This window comes from Microcoleus sp. CAWBG27 (genome assembly GCF_020883145.1).
GTDB lineage: Bacteria > Cyanobacteriota > Cyanobacteriia > Cyanobacteriales > Microcoleaceae > Microcoleus.
This window is the reverse complement of the sequence record NZ_JAHREU010000050.1, coordinates 44,741-60,571: the sequence shown is the minus strand read 5'-3', so window position 1 is coordinate 60,571 and position 15,831 is coordinate 44,741. Positions and strand designations below refer to the sequence as shown.

Here is a 15,831-nt window from a genome sequence, read left to right as displayed (position 1 = left end):
ACCATAATAAGATTGGCTTGTAGTGAGGACTTTAGTCCGCATCTAAGAAAGGACAATTTTAACTTGCTCGTCAACCATAATAAGATTGGTTTGTAGTGAGGACTTTAGTCCGCATCTAAGAAAGGACAATTTTAACTTGCTCGTCAACCATAATAAGATTGGCTTGTAGTGAGGACTTTAGTCCGCATCTAAGAAAGGACAATTTTAACTTGCTCGTCAACCATAATAAGATTGGTTTGTAGTGAGGACTTTAGTCCGCATCTAAGAAAGGACTAAAGTCCTCACTACAAACCTTTGACTAATAACTAACTCCTAAAATTCGCGACCGACTTTTGCAATTTGCTGACAGAACCAGATAAATCATCAAGCGATGCTTTGACATCCGAACCTTTTTGGGCAGTTGTATTAGCAATCTCATTGACTTGCTGCATACTGTTAGAAATTTCCTCAGCCGAAACAGTTTGTTTAGCCGAAGCGCGAGTAATATTCTGCACCAAAGCATTCATTTCTCGACTGACTTCGATGATGGCATTCAGGTGAGTTTTAGCTTCGCTGGCTAGTTTAGTACCTTCCACTACCTCCAGCGTCCCCGATTCCATTGCCTTCATCACGCGGCTGATTTCTTCTTGAATTGTACCGACAATTTCCGAGATTTCCTCAGTCGCGCCGGCCGATCGCTCTGCCAACTTCCGCACCTCTTCGGCGACAACCGCAAAACCTAAACCTTGTTCGCCGGCTCTGGCTGCTTCAATCGTAGCATTCAGGGCTAACAAGTTGGTTTGGGAAGCCAGTTGAGAAATCGAAGTAACAATTTTGCCGATTTGTTGCGAAGATTCGCCCAAACGCTTCATCATTTTTGAGGTAGAGGCGATCGTCAACCGGAGCTCGTTAATGCCTTCGACAGCGCGATCGACAGCCATACCGCCGACTTCTGCGGTGTGAGAAGACTGCTGGGCGACGGTTTCGGCGCGCACCGAAACATCTCGCACGTCGCGGATCGAATTCACGATTCGCTCGATTTCCCGCATGATTGCAGATATTTTTTCTGCTTGAACTTCCGCCTGTTGAGTGAGTTCGCTGGTATTGTTAATTGACTCGCCAGTGGCAGATGTTACCTGTTCGGCTAAAGTTTGAATTCCCGTTACCACCTTCCGCAGAGAACCAATTAAGAAGTTAAAAGAGTCGGCGACAGCACCTAAAACGTCATTCGTTACTTCCGCCCTGACTGTCAAATCCCCCTGAGCTGCGCCCTTAATTTCTCCCAACAGTTTGAGGACTTGCTGCGTCATCGAATCGGCTTCAGCTTTGCGTTCGGCGGCCAATTTTTCTAGTCCTTCCTCTGCCTCTTTGCGCTCGGTAATGTCAAAGCGGATGGCGATATATTTGACTATGGTACCGCTAGTATCGAAGATAGGGGCGATCGTGGAATCTACCCAATAAAACGAGCCATCTTTGCGCCGATTTTTGATTTCCCCTTTCCACACCAAACCGCGAGAAATTGTCAGCCACATTTCGGAAAAAAATGCTTTGGGATGGTAGCCAGAATTGACAATGCGGTGGTCGCGGTGCAGCAGTTCTCCCATGCTGAAACCGGATATTTGGGTGAATCTTTCGTTAACGTAGGTAATTATGCCTTTGAGGTCAGTTTCGCTGACGATCGCAGCTTCATCAAGGGCATTTTGCCGCGTTTTGAGTTCTTGCAGCAAGCGTTCCTGTGCCTCGGCTAACTGCTGCATCTGCTGCTGCGATGCTTTTTCCTGGGTGACGTTGCGGCAAACGACTACACCGCCTTTAATTGCTCCTGTTTCGTCTTTGAGCGGCCGGCCGTTAATTTTGACCCACAGGCCCTCAGGCTGGGCTGCGTGGCGGGTGAAAACATCTACATCGTCAACGGATTCTCCTCGAAGCGTGCGTACTAAAGGGATGTCGGCTGTGGGATAGGGAGTGACAGTATCGGGCAAAAATACACCGTATTTGGCCGACCACTCGTTGGGGAGAGTATCTGTGGAACCCGAGCCAAACATATTTGTAGCGGCGGGGTTGAACAACACAAAATTGCCATTGGCGTCGGCAGCAACCACGCCGTCGCTAATGCTGTCAATTAGCAATTGGAAGAGATTGCTTTGTCCTCTAAACTCTTCTTCGGAACGGGCTAATTGGGCTGTTGTTTCTTGCAGTTGAGTAATTGTTTGTTTGCTTTCGGTAATGTCGCGCGCAACTGCATACATGATCTTTTCTTCCATGAGCGGTCGCGATTTCCAGGACAGCCATTTGTAGGAACCGTCTTTGCAGCGGTAGCGATTTTCAAAAGATATTGTTTCGGCACCGCCGGCTACTTTTGCCGTTTCTGCCAAGGTTTTTTCCACGTCTTCGGGATGGACAAAATCGATAAACAATTGGTTTTGCAGTTCTTCTACTGTGTAGCCGAGGGTTTTTGCCCAAGCAGGATTGAGACGCTTGAAGTTGCCTTCAAAATCGGCAATGCAAAGCAAGTCTAGGGACAGGGTGAAAAATCGATCGCGCTCTGCTTCGGCTTTTTTGCGATCGGTAATTTCGATCGCCACACCGCCAACACCGATCGGTTTCCCGTCCTCTCCGGCCAAAGGAAAGTAAGAAGCCAGCCAATCTCGGATTACGCCCGGTTGATTGACGGTTGTACCTGCAACCTCAATATTTAAAAGCGGCTGGTTGTTTGCCAAAACCCCCTGCAAAATCGGCTGTAGAGTATCGATCATTTCCGGTATCACTTCTGTGACGGTTTTGCCTAGGTGCTCGGCAACTGAGGGCCCTGTAGTTTCTGCCAAACTTTCGTTGACTTGCACGAACCGCAACTTGTCGTCAAAAATAAACATTGAGGCTGGGGACGCTGCGAAAAATGCGTCAAAGCGGGATTGACGCAAAACTAATTCTCGTTCTAAATTTTTGCGATCGGTAACTTCCAGAACGAAAGCACCGATACCAAGGGGTTTGCCGTCCTCTCCCGGCAAAGGAAAGTAAGAAGACAGCCAATCCCGCACCACATCTGGGTGGGCGGTGGTAGCGTGGGCGACTTCGAGATTTAAAATCGGTTCGTTGGTACTCAAAACCTGCTGGTACAGCGGGCCGAGCACCGGTGCCATTTCCGGTTCGGCTTCCCATAGGGTTTTGCCGATGTATGCTGAAGCAGGCTGACCTCCAAGTTCGGCAAGCTTTTCGTTGAACTGCATGAACCGCAGTTGGTCGTCGGTGATGAACATTCCCGCTGGTGCTGCGGCGAAAAAGGCATCAAAGCGAGCTTGACGCAAAGAAAGCTCTCGTTCTAGGGCTTTGCGATCGCTCAGATCCCGGCCTTCTGGAATTAATAGCACGACTTTGCCGCTCTCGTCTTTGATTGGTTTGAGGGAGAAGTCAACGGTTGCTACTGCACCGCCGACAACTAACAAGTCCGCTTCGTAGCGAACTACCTCGCCGGCGGCGGCTTTGGCGACAGCTTCTCGTACCTGTTGCTTGACTTCTGGGGAAATCTGCCACCACGGGGTTTCCCAAAACGGCTTGCCTACTACCTCTTCAATCCCCACCTCAGCGGCAAGGAGGGCTGTTTGGTTGATTTCCAAAACAGTACCGTCTGGCTCTAGCAGCCCCATGAATTGTAACGATTGGTCGAAAATGGCTCGGAACAGTCTTTCGCGATCGCGCAGCATTTCTTCTGCCCGTTTGCGATCGCTGATGTCGCGGGTAACTGTTGCCAACCCCATCGGCTCTCCTGTTTCTGGGTGTTTGACTGTAAATAGGCTGTAGTCAACGGGAATGCGATCGCCGGTGCGAAAGTGCTTCAACCGAAACTCGCCCCGCCAAGAGCCAGTCTCCATGACGCACGGCATAATGTCTGCTGTGAATTGCTCGAGGTCTTCGGGAAAAAAGAATTCCCCCGTATTCTTAGTTTTGAGTTCATCTGGAGAGTTGAGTCCCACTAGCTTCGTGCCAGCGGGGTTCAGGTAAAATGGCTCTCCCTCCATTGTTGCCATCCCGATAAAATCCGAGCTACTTTCGACGATCGATCTCAATCTTTGATTTTCGATTTCGGCTTGCTTGCGCCCTGTAATGTCGTTGTTAGTTTCTAAAATTGCCTTAGGTTTTCCCTGTTCGTCTCGCTGCAAATTCCAGCGGCTGAATACGGTAATTTGGGTTTGGTGATTGGTGATGTGAATCAGTTCTCCTTCCCAATAATCCCGCTCTTCTAACTGCGCCAATATTGCTGCTAAAGGTTGGGGGAAAATAGTATGGAATAGAGTGTGGGTGAGTTGACCCAAAGCTTCTTGTTTCGTGAAGCCGTACATTCTCTCGGCGCCTTGGTTCCAATAATTAATCGTGCCGTCAATATCCCGAACAATCAAAGCATCGCTAGCAAGGTCGAGCATTTGCAAGTTCTGCTCCAAGATTTGTTCCGTGCGCTTGCGTTCTGTGATGTTGCGGGCGATCGTTGACATAAATTCAACTTCTGAGCTCTGGGATTTGTGGGCAATAATTACTTGGGAAACCGGTATTTCTTCGCCGTCTAAAGTCTGCCAAATTGTCTCGCCGCTCCACACCCCGTCCCGGCAAGCTGCGGGGATACCAACTTCCATCAGAGCGTCCATACTTTTGGGCGATGTTAGGTCAGAAATGCTAATTCCGGCTAAACCTGAGTCCTTGCCAACTCTCAACATTTCTCTGGCTGCGCGGTTGAGATAGATGGTGCGCTGTTGGGAGTCTGCCATGCCTACCCAGTCGGTGGTGGTTTCTAAGATTGCTTTGAGCCGCAATAGTTCTTGTTCGGATTCGCGCCGTTGTGTGATGTCGCGCGAGAAGCCGAGAACGCCTAGAATCTTGCCTTCTGCGTCTTTGAGGGGCGATTTTTGGGTGTCGAAGATGTGTACTTTGCCGTCTGCTAAGGAGGCAATGTCGTTGGGGTTATGGACTTCCTGACCGTTGAGTACGGCTGTGTCATCAGCGCGCCAGCCTTTAACTTGTCTTTGAGGATCTGTTTGGGTATGGAAGTTGCCGAATATTTGCTCTGTGGGTACGTTGAGTTCTAGGTCATCTTTGCCTAGCATTTCTGCTTGGGTTTTGCCGAAGGCGGCGGCGAAACCTGCGTTGACTAGGCTGTAGCGGAAGTTTCGATCTTTGACGAAGATCAAGTCTGGGGTGGAGTCAATAACTGTTCGCAGCAAGTTTTGGGAGCTTTCAGCCTCGGCGAGTGTCTCCCGCAGTTGTTCTTCCATACGCACCCGGTTGGTGATTTCTCTAATGGCGCAAACGAGGACTTTGCTGCCGCCGGCATCTACAAAGGTAGATTTTTTGACCGACAGAAAACGGGTATTTCCGTCCGGTTCAGTAATGGTTTCTTGGGTTTCGCTGCTGGTGTTTGCCAAGAAAACTAATTGGTTTTTTTCTTCATATATGTCTGCTTGTTCTTTGGGCAAGAAGTCGCGGTAAGCTTTGCCAATTAGTTCCGATCTGCTGCGACCGATGTATTGACAAAAAGCATCATTTAATGCTAGCCAGCGGTGCTGTTCGTCTTTGACATAAATCGGGTCAGGGATGGTGTTGATGATGTTGTTTAAAAATTGTTCAGAGGCTTTTAATTGCTCTTGAACAGCGGTGCGATCGCGAACTTCCTGTTGCAATAGTGCGTTGGTTTGCTGAATCTGCTCGGTTCTGTCATTGACTCGCTGCTCTAGTTCTGCGGTTAGATGCTGCAATTGGGCTTCTGTCTGTTTGCGCGCTGTTATGTCGCGACCTTCGGCGAGGATTTGAAATACTTCTCCTGTTTCATTTAACAGGGGCTTAAATGATACGTCAATTACTGTCACCTGGTTGTTGGCTCCGGTGATTTCGTATTCTTCCCGCACAAACTTGCCGATCGAGACTTGTTTAATGTTGGTTTTGAGGCGCTGCTGGTTGGTTGGGGATGATGCCCACCAAGGTATGTGCCAAAATTTTTGCCCCAGCACTTCTGATGGTTCCAAATCTCCCAATTGTAATGCTGTCTGATTTGCTTCGATCAGAGTGCCGTCTGGGTTCAATAATGCGATCAGTTGAAAAGCTTGGTCGAAGATTGCCTGAAATCGCTGGGTTGTTTCGCTGAGGGCTTGTTCTGTTTCTTTTTTAGCTTGCAGAATTTGGGTGGAACCTACTAATAAGCTGTAGCGGTTGGACAGACTCAAAAAGGCGATCGCCGGAATGACAGTTATCCAATCCGATACAGTTTGCATTACCGGGGAGTGTGGCAATCCCAGGTATTCGGCTGCGTGGCCGCTGTGGCCGAAAGCGCAGCTCCAAAATATGAATGCTGTGACTGTGGCGAAGATGTCGAACCCGAATTGACGGTTTCGCCACAAACCTAAGCTGATTAGCGAGGCGATCGCAAAGTAACAGAAACAAATAATACAATTGGCAATCCCAGCTACCAGCGAAGTAGAGAAGTCAGGTAATGTCAGGGTGAATGTCGTGGCGATCGAACTATAGATAAAATTCATGATAAAATTAAGAATTGGTAAATTAAAGGCGATCGATTTTAGATTTTAGATTTTAGATTGACTCCATATTCTTCCTTTGTCAATTGTCAACTGCCTAAAAACCTCACTGTCAACTGTCAACTGTCAACTGTCAACTGCCAACTGCCAACTGTCAACTGCCAACTGCCAACTGTCAACTGTCAACTGTTTAATTACCAGCGTTCGGAATGGGCGATCGCCTCGACATCCACTATCATGAGTAAGCGTCCTTCGGAATTGTACAAACCTTTTAAGAAGGGAGCCAAGTCGGGACTGACATCTACTGCTGAGACAGTGCGATCGGGATTTAGAGACAAAACTCCTTCGACACGGGAGACAGCCAAGCCCATCCGCATTTTCGACAATCTCACATCTCGCGGATCGGGCGCTTCCACCACTAAGATGCGGCTGCTTGGGTGGTGGGTGTCAACCGGATCGAGCCCAGCAAACCGTCCGAAGTCTGCTGCTGCTAGGATTTCGCCCCGCAAGTTGGTTAATCCCAACAAAAATGGCAGGGTGTTGGGAACCGGGGAAATCGGTTGTTCGTTGAGGGAAAGAACTTCCCGCACTGCTTCTAACTCTACGCCAAAGAGACTGCCTCCTTGACCGAAAAGGAGAAATTGCTTTGTTCCAGTTGTCTGATTCCCCGCCGCCTGGGTAGCAGTTGTTTTCATTGCTGATTTTTTGTTTATAGTGTATCTTAGCAAATTAGGATTTTGCTTTGCCAGGAAAGCCGATCGCCCGGAAAGTTTTTCAGGAGCGGTTTTGCCACATCAAATGGTTAAATAAATAGCGGGCTGGGCAACAGGAAAGATTTCTCTGATTATATGTACCACTTTTAAGGAATTTAGAAACCCTGTTTGTTGAAAAAACGGGGTTTGTCGCTATGATATTTGGTGAAAGTTACTGAACACTTGATATAGCACAAAATAGTGTGAGTGAGGTCAATGACGATTATCAATTCCCTCACTATTAGGAGAAGGGCTATATAGCCTCGATCGGATAGATGAGGTATGACTGTAAATGGAGTTGTTAGGCGCATACCTTGCTATATAACAAATCTTTAGAGGGCTAAAGCCCAACAACATACCTTATCTTTCTGAGAAGCGCTATATATTTTGTTTATGCCCAAAGCAGTCGCTGCACGATGTTGACGAGTTGCTGAGGCTCAAATGGTTTGCTGACGTAAGCATCGGCGCCTAAATCGGTTCCCCAAGCTTTATCGATATCAGTGTTTTTATGAGTACAAAATACTACTGGTAAGTGTGCAGTGGCGCGATCGCCCCGCAATTCTCTGATCACTTCAAATCCGTTCATTCGCGGCATCACTACGTCTAAAACCACGAGATCAGGCGGCACTTCTCGGATCAGGGCGATCGCTTCTTCGCCGTCACCAGCCCGGATCACCTGCATTCCGGCATCTTGAAGAATGCGACAGATGATTTCCAGTTCGCTGGGAACATCGTCCACTACTAAAATTTTTGACATAATTTCACACTTCCTTACTATTGTTGACGGCGGATAATCTCGCTCCAGAAGCTGCTGGCGTGATGGCTTTCGCCCCGCTTCGCTACGGTTATTTGATTGCGCCATTTTGCAAACAAATAAATGCACTTCTAAATACAATATAGCCGGTCACATAGCCTCAGGGAAGAAGGAAGAAGGAAGAGGGAAGAGGGAAAAAGGAAGAGGAAAGAGGGAAAAAGGAAGAGGAAAAAAGAAAGAGGGAAAAAGAAAGAGGGAAAAAGGAAGAGGGAAGAAGAAAGAGGGAAGAATAAGCCAGAATAAGCCAGAATAAGCCAGAATAAGCCAGAAAGAAGAAGTCCGATGAAGTCGGAAGAGAAAAAAAAGCTATCCCTGCCTCCGTGACTTCCGTGTCGCGAATCAAGGGAATTGGGAATTCCCAATTCCCACTTAGCTGCATTTAAGCTTCGATAATTACTCGCAAATTGCCGCGTTTTTTCATCACCCGACAAGCGGTTGAGGAACCAGATCGTTCAAATTCCAAATCTAGCAAAGTTGAGCCTATCCTTAAGTTGTTTAGCGACAACTTATTAATCGATTCTGGTAAGGCTGGATCGATAATTCGCAGTTGGTTGTTAGGCGCATCGGGAACTAAATTTAACATCATTTGCAACAGTTGAAAAATGCTGCCAGTTGCCCAAGCTTGGGGCGAGCAAGCTACAGGATACTGCACGGGGCGATCGCTCTGGCTGTTGCGCTCGTAGCCGCAAAAAAGTTCGGGGGGACGCTCGTAGGGTTGCAGCAAAGTCATGTCAAATAAGCCTTGAGCTACTTCTAGGGCTTGTTCGACTCGGCCGAGCGATCGCAATCCCATAGCTGTCAAAGCGTTGTCGTGCGGCCAGACTGAGCCTGTGTGGTAGCCTATGGGATTGTAGGCGGGAGATAAGGAGGATAGGGTGCGAATTCCCCAACCGCTAAACATATCTGGGGCTTGCAATCTTTCTGCTACGCTGCGAGCTTTTTCTCGCGACAAAATGCCGAGGTGCAAACAGTGTCCCGGATTTGATGAAATGCTGTCTACAGGTTTGCCTTCGCCGTCTAATGCTAGGGCGCAATAATCTAAATCTTCGATCCAAAAATCGCGGTTGAATCGGGTTTTTAGGTCTCTTGCTTCTTCTAGCCAGCGATCGCATAAATCGATGCGTTTCTTGATGCGGGCAATCTCTGCCAGCCTGGTTTTGGCAGCGTAAACGTAGGCTTGGACTTCGCAAAGGGCGATCGCTCCTTCTGCGATGACACCCGATCGGTTGACGATGCAATCTCCCGAGTCTTTCCAACCTTGATTTGCTAAGCCGCGCTGGGATTTTTTGTAATAGCTGAGGTAGCCTGTGGCGGCACATTTGCGATCGATCCATTCCATCGCTGCCAAGGCATTTGGCCACAAAAGGTCTAAAGTTTTGCTGTCGTAAGTCCAGGCATAATATTCAGCGTAAAGCATCAACCACAGCGGCGTTGCATCGACAGTTCCGTAATAGGGAGTGTGGGGTATTTCCTGACAGCGAGCCATTTCTCCCATGCGAATTTCGTGCAAGATTTTGCCCGGTTCTTCGTCGCGCCAATCGTCGTCATTTTTGCCTTGATAGTGAGCTAAAGTTGTTAGGGTTTCTCTGGCTAAAGTTGGATCGAGAATTAAGATTTGAGCAGCGGCGATGATGGAGTCGCGCCCGAATAATGTTGAGAACCAGGGAACTCCGGCTGAAATTGCTTTGCCTTTGCCAAAGGTTTGTCGTAGGGAATAAATGTCTTGTTCGGCGCGTTTTAGGAGTCGATTAAAGGTGTTTTTATCTGACTTAATTCGGGTAATTTCGCTCAGCCATTCTCGCTCTTCTAAAAGTTCCGCTGCTTTGGCTTGAACTAGGTTTACGGGAGTGGTAACTTGGGAGATCGATTTGCCGTCGATCAGCATTTTGAGCCGATATCCCAATTTGATTGCTTCGTGGGATTTTAGGGAGATGCGCCATACTGCTGTATTCCCCTGAAACAGTGATGGTGGCTGGTTGTAAAACTCGATCCGAGATTCCATTACTAAGCCGTCTAAACCTTGGTAGGCAAGGGTTAAATCTTGTTGAAGATCGCAGAAAGGATATGGGGCGATCGCTCGATCGCCGATCGGGTTTTTTGCTGATTCTTGAATTGGCACATTTGGGTTTTCTACTGCCGGATTTTCACCGTGGCTATTGCCGTTTGCAGCGTCAGGAAAAGCTGCTTTGCCTGCAAATTCGCTGGGGGATGCTCCGTCGGTTTTTTGGGGCACCAGGCGCAGGAGTTTCCCGCGCTGGGAGCGGCCGTAACCCCGGACTTCAAATAAGTCTAAGAAATCTGAGCTGAAGCTGAGACTTATTTCAAAGCTGACTGGTTTTGTGGTGAAGTTGGTGATTTCTATTTCTTCAAACAAACCGCCGTTGAGCACCATTTCTCGCCTGATGCCGATGGTTTCGGCGCCGATGCGCTCGTCAATGCGGGGATTGGAGCACAAAACTGTTTGCAGGTAGCCTTTTTCGGCGTTGCTGCTGAGCAAAATTGGCGATCGCCCTTCTATTTGCAATTCTAGGCGGCTGAGGAAGCGCGTGTCGTGGCAAAACAACCCAAAGCTAGACACGTTGTCGTCTTCTAAGCAGCCTGAGATGTTGCCGAGGGTGTCAGTAATCAGGAATAAATCATCGTCTTTGAGGGTGAGTGTTGGTTGAGGTCGATCGGCGATCGCGCAAGGCCACTCGGTTACGGGTAATTCCGCAGCGGCGACAAATGTTTTTCCTTCTAGTTCATAGGTATCGGTCATTTTTACAAAAAGTGGATTCCCAGCTTTCAAAAGTTTAATTTTCTTGAGCTTTTGACTCTTGACTTTTTGGCATTAAATTTTGACACGAAGCACTCTGATGTCATACTTCACTATTAGCATCATACCATTTTTTAAACGACTGATGCCAGCAAATAGTTGACTTTCTAAGATGAATTCATTTTTTTAATTCAGACTAAAAAGTGAAACAACAGAAAAAAGCTAAGAATAATATCTACCCACTGATCTAGCAGTTTTCAATGAACAAAATATAGTAGAAATACTGCGATACTGACAGTTCTCTCCTGGTTTGGTCGCAACTAAAATGACAATAGAAGCAATGTAAAAACCGGGTATTTCATAATATAACCCGGTTAATTAAATGTGCTAAGTAAATTTTCGATAACTAAACCCGCCTTGCGCTTAATATTATGTCCTGTCAATTACCATAACAATGAAAGTTCGTAGTGCGGACTTCAGTCCGCTCTCCGGTGGCGGACTGAAGTCCGCACGCTCGATCCCATTTTATTGCGGTTAACCGACCGGACATGATATAATTTGTCATCACCCAGCTATCTGCTACGCAGTTCAAATTCTGTCAAATGATGCGCGTGACCATTTTGAGAAAATCGCTCTTTTAAAATTTGTCGGTAAACTGCTTCATAGCCATCGACCATTGTTTTAACGCTGAAGCGATCGATCGCGTGTTGGCGACAAGCGCTGCGATCGAGTTCTCGCACCGGTTCGATGGCGGCGATACATTCTGCCACGCTTTCGCACAGAAAACCAGTTTTTTCGTGAACAATAACTTCGGAAGTCGAGCCTAATTTCATGGCAATTACGGGCGTTCCCGTTGCCATGGACTCAATCATGACTAACCCGAAAGGTTCGCGCCAAGTAATCGGAAATAATGTGGCGACTGCACCGCCCATCAGCACGCTTTTTTGGGCGTGGTTAGCTTCGCCTAAATATTCTACTTGCTCGCCGTCAATGTGCGGCTTAATTTCTTGCTCGAAATATTCGCGATCGACAGTATCAATTTTGCCTGCTATCTTTAAATGCCAACCGGAAGCCTTAGCAATTTCTATGGCTAAATGAGTACCTTTTTCCGGCGAAATGCGACCTAGAAAAGCTAAATAAGGAGGATTTTCGGGCTGGGGGTGAAATTCGTAAGTCACCGGATCGATGCCGTTATAAACTGTGGCGACGTAGTTGAGATTTAATCTATCTTCCCGCTGAGAGTTAGAAATACTTAGATAGGGCTGAGTGCGGGCCAAGCTAAACATCTTTTCGTTGTCTGGGGTAAAAATGCCGTGGAGGGTGTGAACTGTGGGCGTTTTTACTAAGTGCGAGTAAGACAAAGCTGTGCAGCCTACGTGGGAATGAATGATATCAAATTCTCCGGCTTTTCCATATACTTTGCTCAGTTGCATCATATCGTAAATGCCGTATTCTTTAACGGTGGGATCGAGACGCAGCGCTCTGGGGTGAACTGATTCTAAAGTAGCAGAAGTAATTGAATCGCCGGAGGCAAATAAGGTGACTTCATGTCCCCTTCTGACTAATTCTTCGGTCAAGAGGCTGACCACCAGTTCAATTCCTCCGTAAGCTGGGGGCGGAACTCGCTCGAACAGGGGGGCAATTTGGGCAATTCTCATCACAAACCTTCTAATTTTATTTACTGTAAAATTTCCTACGCGATTGAGGATTGTTACACTAGGTAGTGTTAGCAACTTCTCTTAACTTTTAAGTTACTGTCGCGCACAATTAAATTTAATAACAATTTACAAATTTAGTCTATGCTACCTGAGAGGGAGATTGTCAGCCAAGCCGATCCTCTTCGAGGGCTTCGCTAACGCACTTTTGTGCTTCTTTTTTGAGTTTACAGGGCTACTGCGCCACGGAAAAGCTAGCTTGACTTCTGCCGAAAGAGAGAATAACGCCCAACGCCAGCTCGTTTTTCCAGTCGTACCTTCCCTTAATATCGAAAATTGTGTAAAATATTGCAATCACAGAAATGACGCGCGGGCGAGCCAATCAACGGGGTTTTCAATTGCGATCGATCGCGCAGTTGCGAGAGATTTCTCTACAAGAGTCGGTTGATATTTGTAGGGGCGGTGCCCCCGTGCCCGCCCTCTTTCAGTTGTAGGGTGCGTCGCCACCAACCATCACAAATAAAAATCGACTATCGATGAGCGACGCACCTTACTTACAGTTGACAGATGACAGCGACTTCTACATGGAAGGAATATAGTGCTGTCCCCGCTCGCGAGTAAAATACGCGAGCGGGGACAGCACTATAATAAAAAAATGCTTTTCGCAAAACAGAGATGCTCCCTTTAAACCAATTCTTTCTGGTCAAAAATTGCATCATGCTAGTGCAGCAACTTTATAGCAAACAAATTATAAATATGAGCGTTCAGTTTCGCCAAATTCAACTACCGGAAAATCCCAGCCAGCGGCTGCCAGAAAAAACAAAAACTGCGGGAAGCTTTGCACAGAAAAGCAAGCCAAATATTAGCGAAGTGAAAGCAGGTGTTTTGCGAGGAATGGCAGAAATTATAGCAGATATTGAGGGCGATCGAGCGGACAGTATTACTGCTCTAGAATGGACTTATTGTCTCTGGGCTAAATCTCAATGGGATCTGAAAAATCCCGATCGCACTAGAGAAGTATCTCAAGCTATTTGGCTGGTAGCTCAGAACAACGTGCGCCTGAAACAGCAGTTGTTGTGGCGTTTGGCGCTGCATTACAGCCACCAGTTAGAAAATCCTGTTTCTAGCAATGCTCCCGCCCTCGATCGAGCTTTGGTAGAGTGCTTTGCCGACTTTGCTAATACAGCGACTGGTACCGATGCTTTGCCAGTACAAATCATTAAAATACTGACCCGCGATTTACCAGATTACGAGCTAGCAAAACTGAGTTGGCAATACCTAAAAACCCCCGTAGAACTATTAGGAAAAGCTCAGTTACCCGCAAGTATCCCCGTAGTCGATCGCGCCGGGCCACATCTTGCTGGAATTTTTGCCAAAAATCAGGTTGCCGATTTGTCGGGTGTAGAATGGCTGCTCAGGTGCTTGAAGGAAATGCCACCAGCGCCGCAACTTGCAGCAGTTGAAGAGTTGTTAGTTAAAATTTCGAGCGATATTCTCAAAAATCAACGGCCGAAATTGGTTGAGTGGGTGCGAGACGAATATTATCCGAAATTGCAGTTACTTTCGGCTCCCGCCCAAGAGTCGCTGAGGCGATGGATTGGCGGACTAAATTACAGTTATTTCCAGAAAACAATTGATTTGGTGGCGCGGATGCTGCGGCTGTCTGATGTGGAAATTAAGCAGTTGGAGGAGCGCCGGGATTTTTGGGCCAATTATACCGATCGCCTGCTGCGGGTGCGCTTGCTGTTGCCGCAGTCGTCTGTGAGCGCGATCGGCTACCAGTTGCCGTTTGATGTGGATATCTTACCGGAAGACGGCGCTCCTCCAACGGAAGTTTGCATTTTTCAGTTGGAGGGCTATTGCGCGATCGAGTTTTTCCGGGGTACAGGCGCCGAAATTCGCTTGATTAAGCGTACCAAAGAGAGCGATCGGCTGTTGTTTGTCAAAAAAGAACTGTCTGTTAAGCGCATCAGAAAACTAGGCGGTGAAGTGCACGATCGCGTTTTCATGTGGCAAAGTTCTTGCGAAAAGTGGCTGAAACAGAAAAAAATCCTGCCCAATGAGGGGACTAAATCTTTTCAGGGAATGTCGCAGTATTACGGCAAATATGATTCTACAAATGGCTTGAGAATGCCGGAACCTCAGGAACAAAAAGAGCGGGAAGTTTTATTGAAAAAGTGGCAGAAAGAAATGGAATCTTTGTCATAATGATTGCGACTAATCAGTTTGTAGTGAGGACTTTAGTCCGCAAAAATTCATGCGGACTAAAGTCCTCACTACAAACCTGTCCGCAAAAATTCATGCGGACTAAAGTCCTCACTACAAACCTGTTTTATAGTGGTAGATCGAGCGGAGGTGATATCAGTGCTCATTGACGGCGCGATAGTGATATTTTCCCCGGTATAAGAGTTTTGGCTTGACCGAAATTGCGACAAACGGGCGATCGCCATCCTCGATCCCGATCGCACAGCCGAAAAGACTGTCGCAAGATGCAGTAAAATTAATCCGTGAGATAGATACTGCGATCGGCTATAATCAAGAGTTAGAAAAAAAGAACACCGATCGCGCAAAAATATGGTTGCCACTCAGAAGAATCTCAACATAGCCGCCCTGGAAGCAGAATACAGTCAAAAAACACCGCGAGAAATTCTCAAATTTGCCCTAGACAATTTTGACAATATTTCAATCTCTTTCAGCGGTGCCGAAGATGTAGTTCTGATCGACATGGCATCAAAAATTACTAAAAACTTCCGCGTTTTCACCCTAGACACGGGACGGTTGCACTCAGAAACCTATGAGTTTCTGGAGCGAGTTAGAAAGCATTACGGCATTAAATTAGAAGTAATGTTTCCCGATGCAGCAGAAGTACAAGCCCTAGTAGATGAAAAGGGATTGTTTAGTTTTTATGAAGACGGCCACAAAGAATGCTGTGGCGTGCGGAAAGTCAAGCCGCTTCGCCGCAAATTGAATACTCTTGATGCTTGGATTACCGGTCAGCGCAAAGACCAAAGTCCCAGTACCCGCAACGGTATTCCGGTGATTGAAGCTGACGGTGCTTTTTCAACTCCAGACCATGAATTAATTAAATTCAACCCCTTAGCAAACTGGTCTTCGGCAGAGGTTTGGGATTATATTCGCGCTTTGGAAGTGCCTTACAACAAGTTGCACGAACGCGGTTTTGTCAGCATTGGTTGCGAACCTTGTACGAAACCAGTATTGCCAAACCAACTCGAACGCGAAGGTCGTTGGTGGTGGGAAGAATCGACGATGAAAGAGTGCGGTTTGCACGCTGGTAATACACAAAAATAGTTGATAGCGTTAATCAGTTGACAGTTGACAGTTAACTAATGACTGATGACTA

At 47.2% G+C, this 15,831-nt stretch carries 9 protein-coding genes; 4 read left to right on the top strand and 5 right to left on the bottom strand.

The window, feature by feature from the left end; genetic code table 11:
* Nucleotides 1–305: 305 nt before the first annotated feature.
* The 3 genes from QZ938_RS23410 to QZ938_RS23400 all read right to left on the bottom strand — a co-directional run bounded on the left by QZ938_RS23410 (nucleotide 306) and on the right by QZ938_RS23400 (nucleotide 8,003).
* Nucleotides 306–6,497 (bottom strand): PAS domain S-box protein, encoded by a 6,192-nt coding sequence (locus QZ938_RS23410; protein ID WP_293349153.1) that lies wholly within the window; start codon nucleotides 6,495–6,497, stop codon nucleotides 306–308.
* Nucleotides 6,498–6,688: 191 nt separating this feature from the next.
* Nucleotides 6,689–7,189 carry a chemotaxis protein CheW gene (locus QZ938_RS23405; RefSeq protein ID WP_293142860.1) on the bottom strand — a complete coding sequence of 167 codons (501 nt, stop codon included), beginning with the start codon at nucleotides 7,187–7,189 and terminating at the stop codon, nucleotides 6,689–6,691.
* Nucleotides 7,190–7,637: 448 nt separating this feature from the next.
* Entirely contained in the window at nucleotides 7,638–8,003 is a 366-nt protein-coding gene (locus QZ938_RS23400) for a response regulator (RefSeq protein WP_293175153.1), read from the bottom strand.
* A gap of 106 nt (nucleotides 8,004–8,109) precedes the next feature.
* Between QZ938_RS23400 and QZ938_RS23395 the strand changes: the two genes are divergently transcribed.
* Nucleotides 8,110–8,313 carry a hypothetical protein gene (locus QZ938_RS23395; RefSeq protein WP_293349168.1) on the top strand — a complete coding sequence of 68 codons (204 nt, stop codon included), beginning with the start codon at nucleotides 8,110–8,112 and terminating at the stop codon, nucleotides 8,311–8,313.
* Nucleotides 8,314–8,439: 126 nt separating this feature from the next.
* Here the strand turns inward: QZ938_RS23395 and QZ938_RS23390 are convergent, their stop codons facing one another.
* Together QZ938_RS23390 and QZ938_RS23385 are read right to left on the bottom strand one after the other, a co-directional pair.
* Entirely contained in the window at nucleotides 8,440–10,818 is a 2,379-nt protein-coding gene (locus QZ938_RS23390; protein ID WP_293349183.1) for an amylo-alpha-1,6-glucosidase, read from the bottom strand.
* A 569-nt stretch (nucleotides 10,819–11,387) separates the two neighbouring features.
* A complete protein-coding gene (locus QZ938_RS23385) occupies nucleotides 11,388–12,473 on the bottom strand; it encodes a glycosyltransferase family 4 protein (protein ID WP_293349196.1) in 1,086 nt (361 codons plus the stop codon).
* Between the two features lie 753 nt (nucleotides 12,474–13,226).
* On the opposite strand from QZ938_RS23385, the gene QZ938_RS23380 reads away from it, so the two are divergent.
* The 3 genes from QZ938_RS23380 (at nucleotide 13,227) to QZ938_RS23370 (ending at nucleotide 15,779) form a co-directional block, all read left to right on the top strand.
* Nucleotides 13,227–14,678 (top strand): EH signature domain-containing protein, encoded by a 1,452-nt coding sequence (locus QZ938_RS23380; protein WP_293365645.1) that lies wholly within the window; start codon nucleotides 13,227–13,229, stop codon nucleotides 14,676–14,678.
* A gap of 208 nt (nucleotides 14,679–14,886) precedes the next feature.
* Nucleotides 14,887–15,075 (top strand): hypothetical protein, encoded by a 189-nt coding sequence (locus QZ938_RS23375; RefSeq protein ID WP_293337356.1) that lies wholly within the window; start codon nucleotides 14,887–14,889, stop codon nucleotides 15,073–15,075.
* On the top strand, nucleotides 15,045–15,779 hold the full coding sequence (locus QZ938_RS23370; protein ID WP_293142881.1) for a phosphoadenylyl-sulfate reductase: 735 nt from the start codon (nucleotides 15,045–15,047) through the stop codon (nucleotides 15,777–15,779). Before QZ938_RS23375 ends, QZ938_RS23370 begins: the two co-directional genes overlap by 31 nt.
* Nucleotides 15,780–15,831 lie beyond the last annotated feature (52 nt).